Raw genomic sequence first — 21,763 nt, 5'->3', positions numbered from 1 at the left:
CGCCTGGGCCGACGTCTGGGCGACCATGGCGCGGGTGGCACCAACCAGATCCGGCGCCTGATGATCAGCCGGCACCTCACGCAAAGCGTTCCGGGTCAGGCCGGGCGCGGAGGGGCGGTGGACTCGCGGACGATGAGGCGCGGCGGGACCAGCGAGATGGCCGGTTGCGGGTGCCCGCCCAGCTCGGCCAGCGCAGCGTGGAAGCACGCCCGGCCCAACCCCGCGAAGTCCATCCGCACCGTGGTCAGCGCCGGGGTCCAGAAGGCCGAGCCCGGGATGTCGTCGAAGCCGACGATGCTGACATCCCCGGGCACGTCCTTCCCGGCGTCGTAGAGCGCCCGCCGCACGCCCTGCGCGATGTCGTCGTTCCCGCACAGGATCGCCGTCACGTCCGGCGAGCGGGCCAGCCGCTCCCCCGCCGCGTACGCCGACTCGAGGTCCCACCCGCCTGCCAGCATCGAGGGGATCTCCGCGCCCGCCCGGCGCAGCGCGTCACGCCAGCCCTCGTGCCGTCCCCCGGCGCGCCCCTCGGACGGGATGGCCACGTGGTGGACGGTGCGGTGCCCGAGGTCGAGCAGGTGCTGGGTGGCGTCGGCGGCGGCCCGGCGCTCGTCCAGCGCGATCGCCACCCGCCCCAGGTCCGGCGCGACCGGCTCAGTGGCCAGGACGGCAGGGATGTGCGGCGGCAGCGCCTCCGCCACCGCCGTGCCCAGCGGGTCGAACGCGATCACCACCAGCCCGCCCGCGCTCGGATCGCTGACGTAGTCGACCGTCTGCTCGACCTCGGCGGACTCCACGACCCTGATCCCCAGGGCCACGCCCTCGGTCCTCGCTGCCTCCTCGATGCCCTGAAGCGTGGCGGCGTAGCCGTACAGCATGGTGTTGGAGGTCACGACGGTGACGCCGCTGGCCCGGCCGAGGCCGAGCGTGCGGGCGGCCCGGTTGGGGCGGAACCCCAGCCGCTCGATCGCGGCCAGCACCGCGGCGCGGGTGTCGGGCCGCACCCGGGGTGAGTCGTTCAGCACGCGCGAGACGGTCTGGTGCGAGACGCCGGCCGCGGCGGCGACGTCTCGGATACTCGGGGCGGCCCCTTTTCTGACATGTCGGGGGCTCGCGGTCACGATCACATGGTAGTCGGGCCCAAGAGTGGAGGTCATGAACGGCTCCGGGTCGCGATCGCGGCCATCTCACCGCAAGTCGACCGTTGCTGTCGGCGTACGTCGCCGAGGCGTTGCGTGGCCTAATAGCGGCCGAGGGTGCCGCGGTGTCGGGCGAGGTTTTCGAGCCCGTTGAACAGGACCACCCCGACGGTGGTGATGAGCAGCGGCTGGGTCACCAGCCACCCAAGACCCCAGCCCGTGGGCAGGGCTGCCAAGGAATGCCCGCCGAGCAGGATGTCCCGCATCGCCTCGATGCCGGGCGCGATGGGAACCAGGAGCCGGCTGAGGAAGGCGATCGGGTCGGGCATGGCGGCCAAGGGGACCAGGGTGCCGCCGGCGATGGCGTAGACGGCGACGGACAGCTGAGTGATGATCTCGATGCGTTTGAACACCAGGGTCAGCCCGCACAAGATGAGAGCCAGTCCGCAGGTGCCCAGCGCGATGGCGGCCAGTGGCACGATGACCTGCGCGTCGAAGGGCACCTGCCTGCCCTGGAGGGTGACGGCGACCGCGCCGGTGGTCAGGACGGCCAGCGCGGTGGGCAGAGCGGAGATCACGGCGGCGACTTGGCGACCGAGGATGAGCGCGGCCGAGGGCAGCGGGGTCAGGTAGGTCTGTTCCAGCACGCCGGACTGGATGTCGCCCAGGTAGCTCCAGAACACCCGGTTGACCTGCTCGTGGATGAAGGTCAGCGCCACCATGCCGAGCAGTACAGGCAGCAGCAGATCAGAGCGCAGTTGCCCGCGCCCCATGAACAGCACGATGAGCAGGTAGAACAGCGGAAAAGTGATCATCTGGATGAGGACCTGGCGCCATCCGGCGGCGAGGTTGAGCAGGCCCTTGCGGACTTCTGCGGCGAATCCGCGGCCGAAGGTCATGAGAACTCCTGCAGAGCTCGGCGGTGGTTGCGGACGAACAGCAAGCCGCTGGCGGCGATGAGCGCGAGCGTGTGGGCGAGCAGCCAGGGCAGGGTGCCTCCGCTCCAGACCTCGGCCAGGGTCCGGCCCTGGAACAGCGTCTGGGTGAGCGCCTCGATGCCCAGCGTGGTGGGCAGGACCCTGGCGAGTACGGCCAGCCAGTCCGGATAGAAGGCGAGCGGCAGGAACGAGCCGTTAAGGAGCAGTACCAGTGCGGTGAACAGCGACTGCACGGCGCCGATCATCGGGGAGACCAGCGCGAGGGCCGCCAGCAGGAACGTGAAGGCCAGCACGTTCATCCCGAGCAGCAGGGCCGGCGCCAGCGCCGCCCAGCGCAGCGGGACGGTGATCCCGGCCACCAGCATGGGGACGAGCGCGGCGACGGCGGCCACTGCCAGGCCGAACACCGAGGCGGTGATCAGCCGGCCGAGCATCGGCAGCCACGGCGGCGCCGGGGTCATCTGCGCCTGGGCGAAGGTGCCGGCGCGTTTCTCCTCGATGAGGTCGGCCACCATCACCAGAGCGGCGTACTGCAGGAACCAGTAGCCGCCGATCGCTACGAGCGTCTGCGGCAGCAGGTCTTGGCGCAGCTCGCCCTCGCCCAGCACGAACTGCAGGCCGAGATACATGGTGGTGCTGATCAGCAGCGTGATGACATGCCCGATCGGGTGGGCCAGCTGCACGCGCAGGCCCTTGCCGATCTCCGCGCCCAAAACGTCAACCAGCATGGGACCCCTCGTTCACCATGGCGAGGAACACATCCTCCAGGTCGGGCTGCACCTGAGTCAGCGACTCCAGGACGACCCCCTGCGTGCGCAGGCGCTCGACCACGTCGTACACCTCGCGCGGGCCGCTCACCCGCACGCTGATCGTGGTGACACCGTCGCGGGTGACGGCGTCGAACCCGGGTGGCGCCGTTCCTTCCACGCGGATCTCGTACCGATCGCGTTCGCGGAAGCTCGCCAGCAGCTCTTGCGTGGGCAGGTCGGCGATGAGCCGCCCTTTGCGCATGACGGCCACCCGGTCGCACAGCTCCTGGGCCACATCCAGCTGGTGCGTGGTGAGCAGGATGGTGGTGCCGAGTTCGCGGGCCTGCTCGGCGATCCAGTGCTTGACGGTACGGGTGGCCTCTACGTCGAGGCCGAGGGTCGGCTCGTCCAGCAGCACTATCGGCGGGCCGGCGATGAGAGCGGCGGCAATTGCGACCTTCTGCTGCATGCCGCGTGAGAAACCGCCCACCTTCTCGTTGCGGCGCTCCCACAGCCCCAGATCGGTCAGCAAATCGTTGGCACGCTCGGCGACCTGCGCCTTGCGCAGGCCCTTGAGCCGGCCGAAGTACATCAGGTTCTGCCAGGCCGACAGGCTCCAGTAGACGTTGCGCGAGCCTTCAAGCACGGCGCCGAACTGCGCCATCGCGGCCGAACGCTGCCGGGCCACGTCGAAACCGCCCAGCCGGACCTGCCCCGAGGTGGGGGCCAGCAGGCCGGCCAGCATCTTGATAGTGGTGGTCTTGCCGGCGCCGTTGGGTCCCAGGAAGCCGAAGACCGATCCGGCGGGGATGCGCAACGACACCTGGTCGACCGCCCGGACCTGCGCCGAGCCGTACACCTTGGTCAACGCGTCGATTTCGATCATGTCATCTCCTCGATTCGGGGAAGCCCCGGCTCCGGGGTTCCGGTGCCGGGGCAGGCGGTCAGAGCTCGGCCAGGACCTCGATGTCCTCCGCCATGACGTCGCGGGCGACCGAGAACGCCGCGACGGCCGCAGGGGTGCCGGGCGCGGCTTGGCGGGCCGCCTGCAGGCTGGCGGCCGAATCCCAACGCCAGACGCCGACCCACGTCTCCTCGTTCAGCCGGCCGAGGCGTGCCTCGGTGAGGCCGGGGTGAGCGGCTCTGATCGCGGTGACCAGAGCGGCGTGCCGGGCCTGAACCTGCTCGGCGTCCGCGGGATCGGCCTGGAAGCGGGTGACACTGATGACCGTCATGACTGGACCTGCTCTCTAGAGTTGACTTCTAGCGACTTAATCTAGAGATAGACTCTAGCTATGAGCGATGTCAAGCGGACGAACAAGCGGGCTCAGAAGGCGAAAGAGACGCGTCGGCGCATCCTCGCGGCGGCATCGGAGCTGTTCGTGCAGGACGGATACGGGGCGACGAACCTGCAGGACGTCGCCGAGAAGGCCGGGGTCGCGGTGCAGACGATCTACTTCGTCTTCGGCAACAAGCGCGCCCTGCTCAAGGAGCTGGTCGACGTCACGATCGCGGGCGATGACGAGCCGGTGGCCACGATGGACCGGCCGTGGTACACCGCCGCGCTTGCCGCCGACACCGCCCAAGACATGCTGCGCACCTACGTCGCCGGCACGACCTCGGTCCTGGAGCGCGTCGCGCCGATCGGCAAGGTCTTGGAGGCGGCGGTCGCGAGCGACCCCGAGGTGGCCGCGCTGTGGCCGCACGACGTCGATCCCCGATATGTCGTCCAGCAGGGTGCGGCCAAGGCGCTTGTCGGCAAACCCGGGGCGCGGGCCGAGGTGTCGGTGGAGGAGGCCGCCGACCTGCTGTACGGCCTGCTCAGCCCCGAGCTGTACCTGCTTTTCGTGCAGGAGCGGGGTTGGCCGCGGGAGCGCTGGGAGCAGTGGGTCACCCGGACGCTGAGCACCCACCTCTGCTCCAGTGGCGGGACATCATGACCGTCCATCCCATCGTCCGGGCGAGCCTTGGTCAGGTTTGGCGGCGGCTGCGGTAGGCAGCGGTCTTGGCTCGAGCCGTGCACGCCGTGCTGCAGTAACGGCGCGAGGCGTTGCGGGTCAGGTCGATGTAGACCGCCTCACACTGGTGCGCCTCGCACGCCCCGAAGCGGTCTGGGCCGTAGCCGTCCACGATGAGGGCCAGCGCCGTGGCGAACTCGCCGCCCAGGGCCCCCACCTGGGTGCCACCCGAACCATGGAAATGCAGGTGGAACGGCTGGCCGACATCCTCGACCAGGTACGGCTGGGCGCCATACCGGCGGATCATGGCGTTGATGCGGCCCGCCTGGTCCGCCGGATGCTCGGCCAGCAGCACCTGCCGCAGCTCGGTGGCCAGCTCGGCCAGATGCCGCCCCGCGTCCGGGACGGCGCGCAGGGATGCACTCGCGCGGTCGCCGAGCTGGGCGGCGAACGCTGTCGCCAGTTCCTCGCCCGCCAGTGGCCGCACTGAGGCGCCGCCCCGCCATTGCGCCGTGGCCAGGTTGACCAGCTCGGCGATCAGCGGCGCCTGCCGGGTCACGTTACAGGCTATTTCCACTTGACTAGTAACACCTCTCCGTGTGTCATAGGCATAATTTGGTTAGATGGTAACGGAGTTCACCATGTTCGCGCCCTATCGCCGTCTGCTCGCCCAACCGGGCGTCCCTCACCTGCTCGTCACCGGGCTCATCGTCAAGCTCGGCACACCCGTGCTGAGCCTCGCCCTGTTACTGGCCGCCGTCGACCGCCTCGGCTCCTACGCCCCCGCCGGGCTCGTACTCACCGGCCACGCGCTGGCCCTGGCCCTGTGTGCGCCACTCGGCGGGCGCATCGCCGACCGGTACGGCCCCCGCCCGGCCCTGACCGGCTACCTGGCCACCCACGCCCTCGCTTACGCTCTCCTCCTGCTCACCCCGCCTACCCTGATGATCGGCGCCGCAGTACTGCTCGGCGCCACCACCCCGCCCGCTGGATCAGTCATCAGAAGCGCCTGGCCACGCCTCGTCCCCGCTGCCTCCCTGCCCGCCGCCTACGCGGTCGACAACGCCGTCAACGAGCTGACGTTCATCGCCGGCCCCCTGCTCGTGCCGGTCCTGACCCTGGCCGTTCCGGCCCACAGCGTGGTGACCGCCGCGGGCGCCGCCGTCCTGCTCGGCACCGCGCTCCTCCTGGTCTCCGCCGCGGTACGGCAGGCAGCGCCCACCCCACCGGGCAGGCTACGCCTGGCCGGGCCGCTCACCCACCGGCGTACCCTCCTGCTGCTGACCATCGCCGCCTTCGGCACCTTCGCCTTCGGCTGCCTGCGCATCGCCACGGTCGCCTCGGCCACTGCCTTCGGCTCCGCCTCCTCCGCCGGCGTGCTGATGGGCCTGCTGTCGGCCGGTGCCCTCCTCGGCACTCTCGGGTACGGGGGGCGGGCCTGGCCCATCACCGGCGGGCGCCTGCTCATCCTGCTCTCGCTCGCCGAGGCGGCCATCCTGCTCGGCGGAGGCTGGGCACCCGGCTTCGTGACGCTCGCCGTACTGATCACTCTTGTCGGGCTGGTGACCGGGCCGCGCGACGCGGTCGTGCCGGCCCTGCTCGCCGACCACGCCACCGCCCACTACCGCACCGAGGCCTTCGCCTGGCTCAACACCTTCATGTGGGCCGGCTACGGCCTGGGCACCGCCGTCGCCGGCCAGCTCACCGGCCCCCACGACACCGGCGCCACCGCCTTCGGCGCCGCCGCGGCCGCAGCCGTGGCAGGTGCGATCCTGGCAGCCGTCGCCAGCCGGACCGCCTCGCCGCCGCCAACGCCCGCCGCGGTGCCGACCGGCCCTTCCCGCGAATCTGATCACATAGCCGACAACTGAGACCCAGATAGGGGCCGTGGGTTCGTCCAGCGCGGACGCGGGATCTGCCCGCACACAGCGCGGACCGTCGGCACCGACGAGATGTCCAAGGCCGTATGCCGCACGATCGGAACACCGAACAGGCGGCCCTAGCCGACGTCACCCACGGCGATCAGCTTCCAGAGGTCAAGTACGGCGATCCGTGTCATGCCACGGCCGGTCTCCATGACCACGGGCTTTCCGACGTCGTTCCGCTCCGTTCGGCGGATCAGGTACGAGCCGCCCTCTATGCAGTGCTCGTACTCGACGGCTCCACGGGTGACATGCTCCCTGATCCTCGTTCGCATCCCCCGGGACGCCATGATCGAGTTCGCCAAGGGGTTCGCCACTTGGGATCTCGCTACTGGTCATTACATCCTTCAGGCGGCCGGAGGGGCGGTTCTGGATCTGGAAGGCCGTCCCATTCCGCTCGACTACGGGTTTGGCACCGTGGCCGACGTCACGAAAGCCATGGACCACCGATACAAGTTCGTCGCTGCCTCCGGGCTTTCTCTGGCCCGAGACATTCTGTCTGCCATGACCTTGGCAGAGCGGGCATGACGAGCCGGCCCGCCAACCGGGTTGGCCCGTCGGCTCAAGGTGGCCCGAAGGCATCCCGGTCCGGGTGGGCATCAGCAGGCCAGCCGGTAACAGGGCAAGGGGCGGGGCTCGACTGGACACCGGAGGTGTCGTCGCGCCGCAGGCGCGCCTCAATGAGGACGCCTGAGCCCCGAGCGCGAAGCGCTCCCCTGGCGAAGACCTTGCGCGCCGCCAGGTGCGCCCCAGGAAGGACAGCCCGAGCGCAGCGAGGACCGCTCGGGGCGGGTGTCAGCAGGCCGACCACCCAGTAGGGCAACGGGTGGATGCGCCCTGGCCCACCTACCCCCGGGCCAACCGGAGGACGCCCCAGTGGCTGGTGTCCAGGTAGGCGCGGCCCGTGCTGTCGTTCCAGGTCACCGCGCTCGTCCTGGCGGTGCCGGTGGCGTCGTTGACCTGGACGTCGAAGCCCAGCAGCGTGCCCGGCGCCAGGGTGATCGTGGGCAGGTCGATGGCCGCCTCGACGACGTATCCGCCGGGCACCGTCTTGGCCGCCGCCTTCACATGGTCCTTGACGCAGCCCGGGGCGCGACGTCTCAGATACGCGGGGCGGTCCCTTTTTCTGACATGTCGGGGGCTCGCGGTCACGATCACATGGCAGCCGGAGCGGTTGAGGTAGCGCCCTGCCGGGCGCGGCGGAAACCCGCGAAGGGAGAACACGCCGAAGAAGCTTACAAACGTTCAGTTGGGCGGCTTCTCGCCAGTCTCATGCGTCCCGCGAGAACTTGATCACGGCGTGGACTCTGGTGATTCGAGCCAATCATCCTTGATCGGCTCACGGCTCAGCAATGAGTCGAGCAGCACACGAAGCGGCTCATTGTCGCCGCGCAGCGAAGCCTTTGACGCTCGCGCATTGCCGTCTGGTTCCAGATCGGACCAGTCGATGGGCCAACCCGCTTCACGACTGAGTTGGCGGAAGAAGGCACGCTGCGTACGGCCGTTACCCTCGCGGAACGGGTGGATCGCGTTGACCTCTGCGAAATAGTGAGTCAACCGGTCAACGAATTGGTCGCGCGAGAGCCCACGCAGGTAACGCTCCTTCGCCAAGGCACCGAAAACCTCCGCCGAGTACGTCTCGATGTGCTGCGGGAGGCAGAACAGATCCGATCGCGCGATCCCAACCACCCTGATCTCACCAGCCCACGGGTAGAGATCACCGAAGATCTCGCGATGGAATGAGCACAGATGGATGAGGTCGTAGCCCCCGGGCAGGACCCTGGTGTGCAGGTCCGCCAATGCCACCAGCGTCAAGTCCGCTTCCACCTGGCGCAGCCGCCTGGGATCGGCAATTCCAAGGCGGTTCCGCAGCACACCACTGGAGGGGTCGGCATACGGATCAATGGTCACGGCAGGCCGTGCAGCCTTCGAACGAGCTCACGCATTTGCGCCGTACTGATCTCGCCACGCGCCCAGCGTTCAGTAATGGCCTCGGCTTCAGCGCCCGCTGTGAATCCTTCAGCCCGCACCGACGCCATGGCCTCCGTCAGTGACTTCGCCCGCTCCGCAGTGAGTTCATCAAACACCTCGACCGGAACCATGACCGCTTCGGTCTTGCGATGCGACCCCACGCCCACCGGCGTACGGTCGCCCTTGCGGAACCGCTCCAGCACGCGAGGCAGTTGCTCACGCGCCTCGCGCACGGACAGAGTCTCGATCAGCATGGCTATAGTGTACCCAATCGTGTACACATTTCGTCAGTCTCCGAACTGGCAATCCTTGCGTCAGGACCAGTGCTGAATCGTTGCATCCCGGTCAACGGGTTGCCCGAAGGCATCCCGGCCAGGGGTGGGCATCAGCAGGCCCAGCCGGTAACAGGGCAAGGGGCGGGGCTCGACTGGACACCGGAGGTGTCGTCGCGCCGCAGGCGCGCCTCAATCAGAACGCCTGAGCCCCGAGCGCGAAGCGCTCCCCTGGCGAAGACCTTGCGCGCCGCCAGGCGCGCCCCAGGAAGACAGCCCGAGCGCAGCGAGGACCGCTCGGGGCGGGTGTCAGCAGGCCGACCACCCAGTAGGGCAACGGGTGGATGCGCCCTGGCCCACCTACCCCCGGGCCAACCGGAGGACGCCCCAGTGGCTGGTGTCCAGGTAGGCGCGGCCCGTGCTGTCGTTCCAGGTCACCGCGCTCGTCCTGGCGGTGCCGGTGGCGTCGTTGACCTGGACGTCGAAGCCCAGCAGCGTGCCCGGCGCCAGGGTGATCGTGGGCAGGTCGATGGCCGCCTCGACGACGTATCCGCCGGGCACCGTCTTGGCCGCCGCCTTCACGTGGTCCTTGACGCCGCCCGCGTCGAACGTCCCCCCGACCGTGACCCGGCCCGAGAAACTGACGCGGTACTGCCCGTCGTCGTCCTCGTAACCCTTGGTCTTGCCGTTGCCCGGGTCCACGAAGATCTCGACGGAGTCCTGCTCCCAGGGGTTCGGGGATTCCTCGCTCAGAGCCGGGTCGGCGACCTGGGCGAGGACGTACAGCGTGGATCCGTTCCACAGCGACCGTACCTTGGCGGTGGCGCCGGACGTGCCCTGGATCCAGGTCCCGGTGCGGATCTCCGGCGCGGCCGACCAGGCCCGGTCCACGACGCCGTCGAGCGCGGGCGTGCGGTGGGCGGCCGAGGTGAGCTTGACCGCGGGCGCCGGCGTCACCTTACCGTTCCAGACGGCCTCGCCGGAGGAGTCGTGCACGGTGACGTTCACGTCTGTGCCCGTCCCGACCAGCGCCTCGACGCGGTACCCGGTCGCGGTCGGCCGCACCGCCGCCTTCCCTCCATGCTGCCCGCCCGTAGCGCCGCCAGAGGGACCACCGCCCCGCCCCACAACGTACGGCGTGCCGTCCACGGTGAACGTGACCCGGTCGTCCTTGCCGACGGTCGGATCGGTGACCTCGGCGAGCAGGTAGAGCCCCTTGGCGGACGAGCGCGCCTGGAACCCGGCGGACACGTCGCCCACGCGCGCGACCGGCGAGTCCGGCAGCAGGTCCCACTCGAGGTCCCGCTTGCCGTCCACCTTGGGCGTCCCGGCCGGCGCCGCCAGCCTCCGTGCCAGTGGCGCCAGCCGGGACGGGTCAACGACGCCCCAGTAAGCGGCCTTGGCCTGCAGCTCGTCGTCGAAGAGCAGCGGTGCGTTCAGCCGCGGGATCGGCCACGACCGCAGCCAGCTCACGTCGTCCGACTCGCCCCACACCGTCACGGAGCTGAGTTTCGCGGCCTGCCGCCGGAAGACGTCGAACAGCTCCTTGTACCGGTGCCCCTGCTGGACGAGCAGCTCGGGCGGGATCGTGTCGTACGAGGAGACGAAGTCGGTATAAATGCTGACGTCGAGCTCGGTGACCTGCTGGTCCACGCCGAGCGTGGCGAAGCGCTCGATCGTGGCCTCGACGGAGGAGGCGGGCGGGTGCTCGATGTTCAGGTGGAGCTGGTGGCCCACGCCGTCGATCGGCACCCCTTCATCCTTGAGCCGCTTGACCAGCGCGTACAGGGCCTCCCGCTTGCGGGGGAACTCGGTGTTGTAGTCGTTGATGAAGAGCTTGGCGTCCGGGTCGGCTTCGTGGGCGACGCGGAAGGCCGTGCGGATGAAGTCGAGTCCGGCGATCTCGTACCACTTGGAGCGACGCAGGCCGTCGGGCTGGTTCTCGTCGATGACCTCGTTGACCACGTCCCAGGCCGCGATCTTGCCCTTGTACCTGGTCACGAGCGTGCGCACGTGCGTTTCCAGGCGCTTGAGCAGCAGCTCCTTGCCGGCGTTCTGGAAGACCCAGTCAGGGGTCTGGCTGTGCCAGGCGAGCGTGTGGCCGCGGATCTTCATGCCGTGCCGGGTGGCGAAGTCCACCAGGTAGTCGCCGTCGGTGAAGGTGAACTCGCCCTCCCTCGGCTCGGTGGCGTCCCATTTGAGCTCGTTGCCGGGCGTGACGCCGTTGAAGTGCCTGGCCAGCAGTTCGCCGTGCACGCCGAGCGTGTCGGGCCTGGTGAACGCCGATCCCATGACGAACGGCACCTTGTCCTTGAGCGCGGGGATGTCGGTCTGGATCGGCTTGGGCTGGACGTAGGTCATGGAGAAGTCGTCCAGGTAGAAGGGGAAAGTGCCGCTGTCGGACTCGACGTACAGGCTGAGGAAGTCGACGTCGTACGCGAGCGTGTACGTGCCGGACAGCCGCACCCACTCGCCGGCCGGCACGTCCTTCGGCGAGACGACGCGCTCGTAGCTCGTGGTGCCGCCGCTCCTGCGCTCGATCGACAGGCCGAGCCGGCCCGAGGCGGTGTCCGGTCCGAGCCGCACCCACACCGACAGGGCGTACTTGTCGCCCTTGGCCATCCGGCCGAGCACGTTCAGCGCGGGGCCGTCCCAAGAGGCCGACCGGCCGCTCACCGCCAGCGCGCGGCTGCCCGCGTGGGCGGCCGCCGTACTCGGCTCGAGCGCGGCGGCGGCCCTGGGCGTCCAGTCCTGCGCGGTGCCGTCCTCGAAGTCGCTGCTGATCGGCTCGCGCGTGGGGTCGCCGAGCGGGGTGATGACGATGTCGTCCAGGTAGAAATCGCTGGTCGCGTCGGAGCTCTCGGCGTAGAGCTGCACGCCGGCGGACTCGGCGGTGAACAGGTAGTTACCCGAGAGCCGCACCCATCCGCCGTCGGTCACGGTGGCCGCCGCGACCCGCTCGTACGTCGTGTCGCCGCCGGTCGGGGTCCGCTGCACGGTCAGCGCGATCGTGCTCGACGGCAGGCCGCTCACCAGCCGCGCGTACGCGGTCACGGTGTAACCGACGCCCCTGACGAACGGCGCGCTGATCGACGCGCCGTGCCACGTGGCGGTCCTGCCGGTGGTCAGGAGGCTGCCGGTCCCGCCGTGGGCCGCGTCCGTCGTCACGGCCACGGAGACGCCGCCGCCGCGCGGACCCCATCCCTGGGTGGTGCCGTCCTCGAAGTCGTACGTGACGTCCGCCGCGGCGTGCGCGGACACCGCGGGCACGAGGCATAACAGGGCGGCGGCCACCAGGGCTCTAAGGGTGCGCACGATGCTCCCGATGAAAGTTTCAGGGAAACGCCGATAAATATCAGGCGGACTGTAGAGGCGGCGCGCTCCGGCGGTCAAGATCGCCCGGTATCTTGCAATCGATTGTTGCAGCAATAGTGCGTTTCACTGCAGAGTATTGACGGAGTGAGGGTACTAGATCAGCATTTCATGCAACCGATTGCCGCAATTCCCGGGCGAGGTTGCCACCTGGTCGGCGACACGCGGGATCCCCGCGAGGTGGTGCTCACGTTCGACGCCTCCGCGGCCACGCAGAAGCCGGACGGCTCGGGACCGTACGGCACCTCCGGCAGCGCCTCGTACACGATCAGCGCCCCCGACTTCACCGCCCGCAACCTCACCTTCGAGAACGCCTACTACGAGGCCGCCCATGGCAACAGCCAGGCCGTGGCCGTGCGGACGACGGGCGACCGGCAGGTGTACGACAACGTGCGCTTCATCGGCAACCAGGACACCCTGTACGCCAACACCGCCTCGGCCACGACGGTCGCCAGGCAGTACTTCACCGGCTGCTACGTCGAGGGCGACGTCGACTTCATCTTCGGCCGCGCCACCGCCGTCTTCGACCACTGCCTGATCAAGGGGAAGACGCGCGGCAGCGCCGACAACAACGGCTATGTGACGGCCGCCAGCACCGAGCTGAGCAACCCGTACGGCTTCCTGATCTACCGCAGCCACCTCACCAGCGACGCGCCCGCCCGCACCTTCCACCTGGGCCGCCCGTGGCCGGCGGGCGGCTCGGCCACGGCCCGCGGCCAGGTGCTGGTGCGCGAGTCGTGGCTGGGCCAGCAGATCAAGGACGCGCCGTGGACCGACATGTCCGGCTTGAGCTGGCGGGACGCCCGCCTGTCCGAGTACCGCAACTACGGCCCGGGCGCGACCGTCAACGACGACCGGCCGCAGCTCGGCCCCGATCAGGCCGCCGCCTTCACCCCCGAGAAGTACCTGGCGGGCGGCGACGGCTGGAACCCGGTCCGCCGGCACCTGCCCGATCCCGCGCGAGCCCGGCCGCGAGGTGCTCCCGCGCAATGACGGCCGGGCGTCGGCCACCACCGGCGGCTCGGCCGCCCGCCCCGAGGACGTCCACGTCGTCAGGACCGGGGCCGAGCTCGTGGCGGCGCTCGGGAACCCGGCCGACAACACCCCGAGATCATCTATGTGAAAGGCGCGATCTCCCAACGGGTGCGGCCATCGACGAAGCCCTGTGCTTGGCCGCCCGCCTCGGAGAACAGATCGGCGTCCGTGAACGCCGTTTCGCCACGGCACGGAACACGCCGGCGGCGTCACGGCCGGACTTCACCCGCGGGCGAGGACCCAGCGGGCGGCATCGAGTTGCCGATCCTTGCGGGTCTTGAGTGTCCGAAAATACTCTGCGTGAGCATGAACGGCGTCTTGCTGAATGCGTTTCTCCGTCGCGGCCCAGATGAAAACAAGATCACTCTTCTTTTTGCACCACACGTCCGTCTCCGCCGCCATGATTTCCTGACGGGAGGGCCTCTCGGTCTTCATCCACCGCTCATCGGTGATGGCCGCGAGCGGGTCTGGGTACTGAAACCCTTTTTTCTGCACGCATGCGCTCCAGGCACGGAAGGCCCGCACGACATCTCCGTCACGCCGGGATCGGTCAAAAGTCTGCCGAATAAGCGTGTTGAACAAGGACGCGTCGGTCTCCGGAGCGTCCTTCAAAAGGTGCGCCTGGGCTTTGTCCGAACATCCTTCCGCGTCATTGGCGGGGTCGCCGTAAACGGCACGCCGCGCCGCAGGCGACAGTTTCTTCAACCGGGCGTCCCGTTCCGCGTTGTGCCGAGCCACCGATGGCCGGTCGAGCGGGGCGTGGTAGCCGAAGAACTGGGCGATTTGCGGCTCGATGACGCCGTAACGGCGGCGGTTCTGCGGTTCGATGTCGTCCTCGGCCGGGAGGGGCAAGAGTTTCCACTTCACCCCCTTGCCGCGCATGCAGTCACGGATGAGGAGATCCTGCGCGGCCTCGATCGTCATGATCTCGGCCGGGGAGAAGTTGTACGCGTCGAACGGGACAACGAGCTTCCGCGCTTCTTCCCCCGCGGGCGGAACGTTCGTGACGGAAGCGGTCCTCGTTCCGCTCTCGGAGGGGGAACCTGCCGTCGCCGCCGAGCAACCATTGGCTGCGACGACCAGAACGAGAACAGCGCTACTCAGCCGAACGGGCACGTTGAGCTCCTGTGAAACATGGGCGGAGTGTGGCGGCGATGCCGCTGAGTGCACACTCCGCCCCTTCTGGCGCGACGGCTATCTCATTGAGCTCAGCTTGTTGTCGAAGCCGTTGTTGGTGAAGTCCTTGTCTTCGCTGTTGCGCTTGGCGGTGTAGCCCACCGGACCGGCGCAATTCTTGCGGTCATACAGCCTTACGGATCGGCTTGTATTGTTTATCATCGAGCTCGCCATGTTGTTCCTGCTGCTGTGCACGTTCCGGCAGGGGCCTTCTGGCCAGAAGACCACCAAACGCCCGCCCCAGAAGTTGAAGTCGTCATGCTCGTATATGCAGAACGCAGGGCAGTCGGATGCGGCCGAGCTGGCATGAGCGGTCGCATTCGAGCCGATCAGGCTTGTGGCGCTCAGCAATAGCGCGGCGACGGCGAGGGTGGTCTTACGCTTCACGTGTCATGCTCCGATCCGTTGTTTTCATCCGGGGCCTTGCCTCTGCGATTCTCAGCTGAGGCAGAAGACGATCCTTGAACGACCTCGTGCATCACGAGATTGACCCTTGTCCCCGGCGCACCGCGAACCGCTCCGGACCGCCGTCGGCCACCAGCTGCTCGGCGACGTCCAGGAACCAATCAAGATCGTGAACTCGTGGGCGAGGCATGTCTGCCACAATAACAGAGCACGCGCTCTAGAATTGCCCTCTCTGGGCGCAGCCATGACCTTGCAAGCGCTCAACTCCACGCCGGCGAACGCGGGCGCCGGCGGCTGCACCGGAAGCTGACACCGGAATTCGCCGTCGGTGTGGGCCTCGGCTCCAAGGTCTACGCCGAGAGCAACGCCTTCGACGGCATCGCGGCGGCGAAGGTCCTGTCGGTGCTCAACGGCACTGCGATCACCGCCAAGGACAACCTGGTGGCCGCGTACAACGCGGCGTACAACGCGGCGAACGGCACGGCCGTCGGTTCGGACGCAGGCTGGACTCCGGCGCTGTTCACCCGCGTCCACCCGCCCCGAGCGCTGCGCGCCCTCGTCCCCGCGGGAGCCGGAGCGGGCCGCCTTCGCTGAGGCGGGTGTCAGAAGACGGTGCCGTCGTGGTGGGTGACGTAGATGACCGAGCCGGTCACCACCATCGCGAGTCCCACCACGATGCCGATCAAGTCGCCGGTCAGTGCCGCGAGCAGCAGCCCGGCGCAGGCGATGACGAGCCCGACGAGCCTCATGGCTCCACGCTAACTCCCGATCGCCGGCCCGGGCGCACCTGGCCGAATGTTGGCCGAGGCGCTGTTTCGCCATGCCCATGTACTGGGAGATATACAACTCATGTCCGTTTGGTTCATCACCGGCTGCTCCACCGGCCTGGGCCGCGCGCTGGCCACCGCCGTGCTGGAACGCGGCTGGCGCGCGGCGGTCACCGCCCGCGACCCCCGGCAGGTGGCCGACCTCGTCGCCGAGCACGGCGACCGGGCCGTGGCCCTCCCGCTCGACGTCACCGACAAGGCCCAGATCGCGGAGGCGGTCAAGCAGGCGGACTCCGCCTTCGGCCGCATCGACGTCCTGGTCAACAACGCGGGTTACGGCTACCTGGCGGCCGTCGAGGAGGGCCAGGACGACGAGGTCCGCGCGTTGTTCGACACCAACGTGTTCGGGCTGATCGACGTCACCAAGGCCGTGCTGCCGGGCATGCGCGCCCGCAGGAGCGGCCACGTCGTGAACATCTCCTCGCTCGGCGGCCTGGCGGCGTTCGGGGCGACGGGGTACTACCACGCCACCAAGTTCGCCGTCGAGGGCATCTCCGAATCGCTGGCGGCCGAGGTCGCGGCGCTGGGCATCAAGGTGACGATCGTCGAGCCGGCGGCGTTCCGTACGAACTGGCCCGGGCCTTCCATGCGCCAGTCCCCCGTCCGCATCGACGACTACGCGGAGACCGCGGGTGTGCGCCGTACCTCCACCCTGGCCACCTACGGCCACCAGCCAGGCGATCCGGGGCGCGCGGCGGAGGCGATCATCGCCGCCGTCCAGGCCGGCGAGCCGCCGCTGCGCCTGCTGCTGGGCCAGGCCGCCTACGACATCGCCTGCGCCCGCCTCGACGCGCTCAGGACCGGGTTCGAGGTGTGGCGCGACGTCACGCTCGGCACCGACTACCGAACGAGCTGATCATCCGCCCCGCCCGGCGACGCCGAGCGGCAGGGGGCGTGCCGTGGGAGCACGCCCCCTGCCGCGGCGTCAGCCGGCGTAGGCCTTGACCTCCAGGAGGCCCACGGAGTTGCTGCCGTTACCGGTGAGCAGCACCCGCAGGCGGGTCGTGCTCGTGGCGGTGAAGGTGAGGCTGTTGTAGGCGTTCTTGTTCAGCGTGTACGCCGACGCGCCCGGCACGTCCACGTACGCGCTGCCGTTCCAGTACTGCAGCTTCCACGACGCCGGCATGTCGATCCCCTGGTCGTCGTCGAAGAAGTACACCTCGGCCCGCTTCAGGGACTGGGCCGAGGACCACGTGAGGTCCACCCACTGCTGCCCGGTCTCCGGCCAGCAGCCCCAGCGCGGGTTGACGGTGTCGTTGGACGACGGCGGGTCGATCCCGTCGTTGACCGCGGCCACGCTCTCCCACGACGAGGTGTACGACGCCGACGGCGTGGCCGCCAGCGCCAGGTTGGGGTTCTGGGGCGGTTGCACGCCGCCCCGGTTGTGGACCTTGACCTCGGTGAGCCCGGTCCTGGCGCCGGAGGCCGCCGTGGACAGCACCCGCATCCGCTGCGCGTTGATCGCGGTGAACTGGACGACGTTGTAGTTGGCCCGTGGCGCGGCCGGGGTCTTGGCCTGGCCGGGCACGTCCACCCAGGCGCTGCCGTTGTGGTACTGGATCGTGTACGACGCCGGCGCCCGATAGGTCGAGCTGGCCGGCCGGCTGTCCTTGAAGTAGAGCCGGACCTCGTTGAACGTGCGGGTCGCGCCGAAGTTCAGCTCGTACCAGTCCTGCCCCGCGGTGGTGCCGCCCCAGAACGGCTCGTTGATCGGGAACCCGTCCTTCGCCCCCGCCGCGGAGCTGCCCGAGGCGGTGGTGGAAGCGGTGGCGGTGGCGTCGGCGGCGAGGTTGGTGAGGTTGTCGGTCAGATCGACGCCCGCCTTGGCCAGCATGTCGACCATGCGGGCGCTGGAGTGGACGACCTGCGTGGGCGCCTGGAGCCCGGGCACGGCCACGTGGTGCGTGACGGTCCCGCTGGTGGTGACGTTACCGGTGGCCGGGTCCCACGTGAACGGCACCAGCGACGACACCGTGGCCGCCCGGCTGCCGTTAATGAAGATCGAGTAGCCCTCGGGCACGCCCGGGTAGCGCACGACGCCGTCGGCGGGGTCGTCCCAGACGATGGTCAGGTCGGCGTTGCGGTAGCGCAGGTTGTTGACGGTGAAGTGGGACCAGCCGATGTTGATCGGCGAGAGCTCCACCTTGGCGTCGTTGCGCGGCCGCAGCCCGGCGACGTCCTCGATCACGGTCCAGTTGCTGCTGCCCAGGATGTTGTGGTGGATCCACGAGCGGTACGTGATCGACGAGCCGTTCCAGTCCGCCCAGAACTCGTTGGCGTCCGGATACTGGGTGTTGCCGTTGATGTACTGCGCCCAGGCGTTCCAGTAGAGCAGCTTCTTGTACCAGGTCGTGTCGATCCACTCGTTGGAGTAGTTCCGCAGCACCGAGGAGAGCAGGCGGAACTGCACGGTGGAGTTGATCGTGGAGAAGTTGTTGCTGCCGGTGCCCGAGGCCGCCTTGTCGGCCTGGTTGGCGGTGTAGAAGGGGAAGATCGGATACTGCGCCGGATCGTCGAAGAGGCGCAGTGCCTGCTTGTAGGTGGCGGTGTTGGGGATCGCGCCGACGGCGAACGGGTAGTAGTTGTTGATCTCCTTCCACGGCACCCATTCGTTGGTGGGCTTCAGCCGGTGCTCGAACAGCTGCCTGTTCGGGTTCCACAGCACGTTCACGATGGCGTTCTGGATCTGGGTGGCCAGCGTGCGCATCTCGTTGGCCTTGGCCGTGTTGCCGATCGCCTCGTACGCCTGCGCGGCGGCCAGCGCCCCGCTGTACTGGTAGGCGGCCTCGGCGCGGTCCATTCTCTGGTTGGGTCTCCAGTGGAAGGAGACGGCGTCCGCGTCGTTGCCCGTCAGGGCGCCCCAGTCGTACTCGATGAGCTTGTTGTTGTCGGTGTCGTAGTAGGACAGCTGGCCCTTGACGTCCTGCTCGGCGTAGCGGGCCAGGTTCGCGGCGATGGCGGGCTGGCCGCCGTGGATCTGATAGCTCTTCCAGGCTGCCTCGCCGATGTACTGCGTGTAGCTGTTCGACCAGTTCTCCGGGTCGCCCGGGTTGTCCACGAAGCGGCCGTTCTTGGAGACCTGGCCGACGCTCAGCCAGTCGCCGTACCCGTAGATCGGGTTACGCAGGTACTTGAGGTCGTCGATGTGCATGGGCTGGGTCAGCACGATCGCGTTGTTGTAGCCCAGCGCGCCCTCGACGGAGGTGGGGAACTGGAACGTCTGCCCGGGGATGTCGGCGTCGAGGTGGTTGAAGCGCATCAGCCACCAGCGGTAGTAGATGTTCTTCTTGATGGCCGGCTCGGGCACGTCGATGTAGGGGACGTTGTCGGCCCACCACTTGTTGTAGGCGCGCACGTGCGTGGCGAACGCGGTGGCGGGCGTGTAGCCGGCGTAGGCGTCGTATTCGGTGCGGGAGGCCGGGATCTCGTTCGTGACGAACCCCATGACGACCTTGACGGTGGCCGTCGCTCCCGCCGCGACCGTCACGGACCTGTTGAGGCCGCCGCTGGAGACTGTGAACCCGTCGCCGGTGAGCCTCGGGTAGAGCGTGGTGAGGTTGTTGTAGGCGTTCACCTGGCCGGTCAGCTCACTGCCGCTGCCGGTGGTGGCGTACGGCGAGGTGGCCCGCAGCTGCAGCGTCGTCGAGGCGGAGCCGCCGTTGGTGATGGCCAGGTTGGCCACGGCCACGTTGTTCTCGGTGATGAACTTCGTCTGGTCGACCGTGATGGAGCCGCTGGTGTGCCGGCTCTTCCAGTAGCTGGGCGCCTGCCAGCGCGAGTTCACCTGCTCGGTGAAGGTGCCGGGGGTGACGGCGACGGTGAAGGCGTTGTTGTTGCTGATGCTCTCCCAGTACGCCGCCTGGCCGGCGAAGCCCAGCGTGCCGGGCGTGTGGGTCTTCATGAACAGCGCACGTCCGCGCGACATGAGCCACGTGCCGGCCGGGTCGTTGCCCGAGCGGGCCAGCAGCCGGTCCATCCAGAAGTCGGTGCCGGAGCTCTCGGCGTTGTAGATGGCCTGCATCATGTTGCCGGTCGTGTACGACCCCGGCGGCGCGGGGATGGCCGGGCCGTTGAACGTCGGGAAGCCGATGGTCTGGTCGGCCTGGGCCGGTAACGCCACCAGACCCATGACGAGGAGCAGGGCGACTAAGACACGCCTCATGAGAAGGCCCTCCATTCGAGCACGCCGGTCGAGTATCCGGACTTGGAGGTGATGTTCAGCCGCAGCCGGGTCGTGTTGACCGAGGTGAACGTCGTGGTGTTGAAGGTGTTGCCCGCCACGCCGCAGGACGACTGGCCGGGCACGTTGACGTAGGCGCTGCCGTTCCAGTACTGCACCTGGCACGAGGCCGGCAGGTCGATGCCCAGGTCGTCGTCGAACCAGTAGGTCTGGATCCTGGAGATGTTCTGGGCGCCGGCCCAGCGGTACTCGATCCACTCGGTGCCCTGGTGGTCCCAGTTGCCGTAGGCGCCGTGGCTGTGGTCGGCCGAGTTCGCCGGGGTGTAGCCGTCGTTGACCGCGGCGAGCGTCTCCCACGGCGAGACGTAGGAGGTGGACGGGGTGGCGCTGGCCGCCAGGTTGCCCGGAGTGGTGGGCCCGCCGGTCTGTACGACCTTCTGCATGGTGCCGTCGGCGTTGAAGTAGAGCTTGTCGATGGTCACCGAGCGGCGGAAGTTGCCCCCGCCCGGGGCGGCGGCGTTGTGGTAGACCATGTACCACTGGCCCTTGTACTCGATGATCGCCGGGTGGTTGGTGGTCGAGCTGACCTGGTCGAGCACCACGCCCCGGTGCGTCCACGGACCGAGCGGGTTGCTCGCGGTGGCATAGCGGATGCAGGCGTAGCCCGGTGCCGAGCAGGCCGAGTCGTTGGCCGCGTAGGCGAGGTAGTAGACGCCGTTGCGCTTGAACATCCAGGGGGCCTCCCAGAAGTTCGACACGCCGCTCGGCGTGATCACCGAACCCTGCATGGAGGTCATGTTGGCGTTGAGCTTGACCGCGCGCAGGCCGTAGTAGGAGCCCCAGTACATGTAGACCTGGCCGTCGTCGTCGGTGAAGACGGTCGGGTCGATGTTGAGCGGGGAGGAGTTGGGGGTGCTGTCGCTGATCAGCGGGCCGCCCTTGGCGTCGCGGAACGGGCCGAGCGGGCTGTCGCCGACGGCCACGCCGATGTCCATCCAGCCTGCGCCGTTGCCGTTGACCGGGACGTACCAGTAGTACTTGCCGTCCGCGCCGCGCTCGACCTCGCCCGCCCAGGCGTCGGCGCCCGCCCAGGAGAAGTTCGAGATCGAGAGCTTGGCGCCCTGGTCGGTGAAGTTGGTGGCGTCGCTCGAGGTGAAGACGTGCCAGTCGCGCATGACGAAGTTCGTGCCGCCCGGCGGTGCCTCGTCGTGGCCGGTGTAGAGGTACAGGGTGTCGCCGACGACCAGCGCGGCCGGGTCGGCCGTGTAGATCGCGGTGGTGATCGGCGCGCCCGCGTTCGCGGGCGTGGCATTGCCGAGGATGAGCACGAGTGCCGCGGTGAGGGCCGCTGCCCAGCGTCGTCTCATGAGTTCGCCCCTTACAATCTAGCGATCGCTAGTGTTAGCGCTAACAGGGATCGAAGCGGTCTACCTAAAAGGTTTTCGGGAACGTAGAACGGCCGGGCAGGGCCTGTCAATCGCCCGCCGCAACCACGCGCACACACCGTGAACTGCGGATCTTTGCGCTCACCTTTGCTGATCAGCTAGGGAGCAGCTCAGTTACAGTTTCATATCGCCGAAAAGGCTTTCGATGAACTCATGAAACGTTCATGCAGCACAAAGGGGACGCCAAGGGCCCGCCCCGTACCGTGAGGTTCCGAAGCAACGGAACACCCCTCAGAAGGAAACACAGTGGGACACGATCACGAAGGCCAGCGGGTCAGCCGTCCCTACCGTTGAAGCGTCTGAGCTCGTAGGGTTCAGATGCCCCGGGAGGGGCGGGTGTGGCTCTCAGTCGTCTGCCGCTGGTGTGGCTCCCT

At 68.5% G+C, this 21,763-nt stretch carries 23 protein-coding genes; 7 read left to right on the top strand and 16 right to left on the bottom strand.

Features of this window, described 5'->3' with window-relative positions:
• Positions 1-95 precede the first annotated feature (95 nt).
• The 5 genes from ACIBVN_RS02135 to ACIBVN_RS02115 form a co-directional block, all read right to left on the bottom strand.
• Complete coding sequence (locus ACIBVN_RS02135; protein ID WP_397131697.1) at positions 96-1,157, bottom strand: LacI family DNA-binding transcriptional regulator; 1,062 nt, start codon at positions 1,155-1,157, stop codon at positions 96-98.
• 83 nt (positions 1,158-1,240) lie between these two features.
• Complete coding sequence (locus tag ACIBVN_RS02130) at positions 1,241-2,038, bottom strand: ABC transporter permease (RefSeq protein WP_397131695.1); 798 nt, start codon at positions 2,036-2,038, stop codon at positions 1,241-1,243.
• Positions 2,035-2,805 carry an ABC transporter permease gene (locus tag ACIBVN_RS02125; RefSeq protein ID WP_397131693.1) on the bottom strand — a complete coding sequence of 257 codons (771 nt, stop codon included), beginning with the start codon at positions 2,803-2,805 and terminating at the stop codon, positions 2,035-2,037. The genes ACIBVN_RS02130 and ACIBVN_RS02125 overlap by 4 nt, the downstream gene beginning before the upstream one ends.
• Entirely contained in the window at positions 2,795-3,712 is a 918-nt protein-coding gene (locus ACIBVN_RS02120) for an ATP-binding cassette domain-containing protein (protein WP_397131691.1), read from the bottom strand. The genes ACIBVN_RS02125 and ACIBVN_RS02120 overlap by 11 nt, the downstream gene beginning before the upstream one ends.
• 58 nt (positions 3,713-3,770) lie before the next feature.
• Complete coding sequence (locus ACIBVN_RS02115) at positions 3,771-4,061, bottom strand: antibiotic biosynthesis monooxygenase (protein ID WP_397131689.1); 291 nt, start codon at positions 4,059-4,061, stop codon at positions 3,771-3,773.
• A gap of 60 nt (positions 4,062-4,121) precedes the next feature.
• Here ACIBVN_RS02115 and ACIBVN_RS02110 point away from each other — a divergent pair, with 60 nt between their 5' ends.
• Complete coding sequence (locus ACIBVN_RS02110; protein WP_397131687.1) at positions 4,122-4,766, top strand: TetR/AcrR family transcriptional regulator; 645 nt, start codon at positions 4,122-4,124, stop codon at positions 4,764-4,766.
• 31 nt (positions 4,767-4,797) lie between these two features.
• Here ACIBVN_RS02110 and ACIBVN_RS02105 read toward each other — a convergent pair whose 3' ends face one another.
• Entirely contained in the window at positions 4,798-5,343 is a 546-nt protein-coding gene (locus tag ACIBVN_RS02105; protein ID WP_397131685.1) for a CGNR zinc finger domain-containing protein, read from the bottom strand.
• 64 nt (positions 5,344-5,407) lie between these two features.
• Here ACIBVN_RS02105 and ACIBVN_RS02100 point away from each other — a divergent pair, with 64 nt between their 5' ends.
• Positions 5,408-6,655, top strand: coding sequence for an MFS transporter (locus ACIBVN_RS02100; protein WP_397131683.1), 1,248 nt, complete (start codon positions 5,408-5,410; stop codon positions 6,653-6,655).
• Positions 6,656-6,783: 128 nt separating this feature from the next.
• Here ACIBVN_RS02100 and ACIBVN_RS02095 read toward each other — a convergent pair whose 3' ends face one another.
• Positions 6,784-6,981 (bottom strand): hypothetical protein, encoded by a 198-nt coding sequence (locus ACIBVN_RS02095; protein ID WP_397131681.1) that lies wholly within the window; start codon positions 6,979-6,981, stop codon positions 6,784-6,786.
• Positions 6,982-6,994: 13 nt separating this feature from the next.
• Between ACIBVN_RS02095 and ACIBVN_RS02090 the strand changes: the two genes are divergently transcribed.
• The gene (locus ACIBVN_RS02090; protein ID WP_397131679.1) at positions 6,995-7,234 is read left to right on the top strand and encodes a hypothetical protein; all 240 of its coding nucleotides are present in this window, start codon (positions 6,995-6,997) and stop codon (positions 7,232-7,234) included.
• Positions 7,235-7,552: 318 nt separating this feature from the next.
• On the opposite strand, the gene ACIBVN_RS02085 is transcribed toward ACIBVN_RS02090, so the two are convergent.
• The 4 genes from ACIBVN_RS02085 to ACIBVN_RS02070 all read right to left on the bottom strand — a co-directional run bounded on the left by ACIBVN_RS02085 (position 7,553) and on the right by ACIBVN_RS02070 (position 12,264).
• Positions 7,553-7,858, bottom strand: a complete 306-nt coding sequence (locus ACIBVN_RS02085) for a sugar-binding protein (RefSeq protein WP_397132378.1) — start codon at positions 7,856-7,858, stop codon at positions 7,553-7,555.
• 141 nt (positions 7,859-7,999) lie between these two features.
• A complete protein-coding gene (locus ACIBVN_RS02080; RefSeq protein ID WP_397131677.1) occupies positions 8,000-8,617 on the bottom strand; it encodes a Fic/DOC family protein in 618 nt (205 codons plus the stop codon).
• Complete coding sequence (locus tag ACIBVN_RS02075; RefSeq protein WP_397131675.1) at positions 8,614-8,931, bottom strand: antitoxin VbhA family protein; 318 nt, start codon at positions 8,929-8,931, stop codon at positions 8,614-8,616. Before ACIBVN_RS02075 ends, ACIBVN_RS02080 begins: the two co-directional genes overlap by 4 nt.
• Positions 8,932-9,309: 378 nt before the next feature.
• Entirely contained in the window at positions 9,310-12,264 is a 2,955-nt protein-coding gene (locus tag ACIBVN_RS02070; protein ID WP_397131673.1) for an endo-1,4-beta-xylanase, read from the bottom strand.
• Positions 12,265-12,432: 168 nt separating this feature from the next.
• On the opposite strand from ACIBVN_RS02070, the gene ACIBVN_RS02065 reads away from it, so the two are divergent.
• Both ACIBVN_RS02065 and ACIBVN_RS02060 read left to right on the top strand, forming a co-directional pair.
• Positions 12,433-13,314 (top strand): pectinesterase family protein, encoded by an 882-nt coding sequence (locus ACIBVN_RS02065; RefSeq protein ID WP_397131671.1) that lies wholly within the window; start codon positions 12,433-12,435, stop codon positions 13,312-13,314.
• Positions 13,298-13,444: a hypothetical protein gene (locus ACIBVN_RS02060; RefSeq protein ID WP_397131669.1), complete on the top strand. Its 147-nt coding sequence runs from the start codon at positions 13,298-13,300 to the stop codon at positions 13,442-13,444. Before ACIBVN_RS02065 ends, ACIBVN_RS02060 begins: the two co-directional genes overlap by 17 nt.
• Positions 13,445-13,578: 134 nt before the next feature.
• Here ACIBVN_RS02060 and ACIBVN_RS02055 read toward each other — a convergent pair whose 3' ends face one another.
• The gene (locus ACIBVN_RS02055) at positions 13,579-14,472 is read right to left on the bottom strand and encodes a hypothetical protein (protein ID WP_397131667.1); all 894 of its coding nucleotides are present in this window, start codon (positions 14,470-14,472) and stop codon (positions 13,579-13,581) included.
• Between the two features lie 78 nt (positions 14,473-14,550).
• Complete coding sequence (locus ACIBVN_RS02050; RefSeq protein ID WP_397131665.1) at positions 14,551-14,919, bottom strand: peptidase inhibitor family I36 protein; 369 nt, start codon at positions 14,917-14,919, stop codon at positions 14,551-14,553.
• A 348-nt stretch (positions 14,920-15,267) separates the two neighbouring features.
• Between ACIBVN_RS02050 and ACIBVN_RS02045 the strand changes: the two genes are divergently transcribed.
• Entirely contained in the window at positions 15,268-15,531 is a 264-nt protein-coding gene (locus tag ACIBVN_RS02045) for a hypothetical protein (RefSeq protein WP_397131663.1), read from the top strand.
• 8 nt (positions 15,532-15,539) lie between these two features.
• Here ACIBVN_RS02045 and ACIBVN_RS02040 read toward each other — a convergent pair whose 3' ends face one another.
• The gene (locus ACIBVN_RS02040; RefSeq protein ID WP_397131661.1) at positions 15,540-15,686 is read right to left on the bottom strand and encodes a hypothetical protein; all 147 of its coding nucleotides are present in this window, start codon (positions 15,684-15,686) and stop codon (positions 15,540-15,542) included.
• A 100-nt stretch (positions 15,687-15,786) separates the two neighbouring features.
• Here ACIBVN_RS02040 and ACIBVN_RS02035 point away from each other — a divergent pair, with 100 nt between their 5' ends.
• Positions 15,787-16,620, top strand: a complete 834-nt coding sequence (locus ACIBVN_RS02035) for an oxidoreductase (RefSeq protein ID WP_397131659.1) — start codon at positions 15,787-15,789, stop codon at positions 16,618-16,620.
• A gap of 69 nt (positions 16,621-16,689) precedes the next feature.
• Here ACIBVN_RS02035 and ACIBVN_RS02030 read toward each other — a convergent pair whose 3' ends face one another.
• A complete protein-coding gene (locus ACIBVN_RS02030; protein ID WP_397131657.1) occupies positions 16,690-19,926 on the bottom strand; it encodes an MGH1-like glycoside hydrolase domain-containing protein in 3,237 nt (1,078 codons plus the stop codon).
• Complete coding sequence (locus tag ACIBVN_RS02025; RefSeq protein WP_397131655.1) at positions 19,923-21,311, bottom strand: glycoside hydrolase family 43 protein; 1,389 nt, start codon at positions 21,309-21,311, stop codon at positions 19,923-19,925. The genes ACIBVN_RS02030 and ACIBVN_RS02025 overlap by 4 nt, the downstream gene beginning before the upstream one ends.
• Between the last annotated feature and the right edge of the window lie 452 nt (positions 21,312-21,763).

The sequence above is a fragment of the Nonomuraea sp. NPDC049400 genome (assembly GCF_044466425.1).
Lineage (GTDB): Bacteria > Actinomycetota > Actinomycetes > Streptosporangiales > Streptosporangiaceae > Nonomuraea.
This window is presented reverse-complemented; position numbering and strand designations above follow the sequence as displayed.

What these genes read in the sequence shown, in the direction of transcription:
- ACIBVN_RS02135 (WP_397131697.1), bottom strand. Translation starts at nt 1,157, where the DNA reads ATGACCTCCACTCTTGGGCCCGACTACCATGTGATCGTGACCGCGAGC.
- ACIBVN_RS02130 (WP_397131695.1), bottom strand. Translation starts at nt 2,038, where the DNA reads ATGACCTTCGGCCGCGGATTCGCCGCAGAAGTCCGCAAGGGCCTGCTC.
- ACIBVN_RS02125 (WP_397131693.1), bottom strand. Translation starts at nt 2,805, where the DNA reads ATGCTGGTTGACGTTTTGGGCGCGGAGATCGGCAAGGGCCTGCGCGTG.
- ACIBVN_RS02120 (WP_397131691.1), bottom strand. Translation starts at nt 3,712, where the DNA reads ATGATCGAAATCGACGCGTTGACCAAGGTGTACGGCTCGGCGCAGGTC.
- ACIBVN_RS02115 (WP_397131689.1), bottom strand. Translation starts at nt 4,061, where the DNA reads ATGACGGTCATCAGTGTCACCCGCTTCCAGGCCGATCCCGCGGACGCC.
- ACIBVN_RS02110 (WP_397131687.1), top strand. Translation starts at nt 4,122, where the DNA reads ATGAGCGATGTCAAGCGGACGAACAAGCGGGCTCAGAAGGCGAAAGAG.
- ACIBVN_RS02100 (WP_397131683.1), top strand. Translation starts at nt 5,408, where the DNA reads ATGGTAACGGAGTTCACCATGTTCGCGCCCTATCGCCGTCTGCTCGCC.
- ACIBVN_RS02095 (WP_397131681.1), bottom strand. Translation starts at nt 6,981, where the DNA reads ATGCGAACGAGGATCAGGGAGCATGTCACCCGTGGAGCCGTCGAGTAC.
- ACIBVN_RS02090 (WP_397131679.1), top strand. Translation starts at nt 6,995, where the DNA reads ATGATCGAGTTCGCCAAGGGGTTCGCCACTTGGGATCTCGCTACTGGT.
- ACIBVN_RS02075 (WP_397131675.1), bottom strand. Translation starts at nt 8,931, where the DNA reads ATGCTGATCGAGACTCTGTCCGTGCGCGAGGCGCGTGAGCAACTGCCT.
- ACIBVN_RS02065 (WP_397131671.1), top strand. Translation starts at nt 12,433, where the DNA reads ATGCAACCGATTGCCGCAATTCCCGGGCGAGGTTGCCACCTGGTCGGC.
- ACIBVN_RS02040 (WP_397131661.1), bottom strand. Translation starts at nt 15,686, where the DNA reads ATGAGGCTCGTCGGGCTCGTCATCGCCTGCGCCGGGCTGCTGCTCGCG.
- ACIBVN_RS02035 (WP_397131659.1), top strand. Translation starts at nt 15,787, where the DNA reads ATGTCCGTTTGGTTCATCACCGGCTGCTCCACCGGCCTGGGCCGCGCG.
- ACIBVN_RS02030 (WP_397131657.1), bottom strand. Translation starts at nt 19,926, where the DNA reads ATGAGGCGTGTCTTAGTCGCCCTGCTCCTCGTCATGGGTCTGGTGGCG.
- ACIBVN_RS02025 (WP_397131655.1), bottom strand. Translation starts at nt 21,311, where the DNA reads ATGAGACGACGCTGGGCAGCGGCCCTCACCGCGGCACTCGTGCTCATC.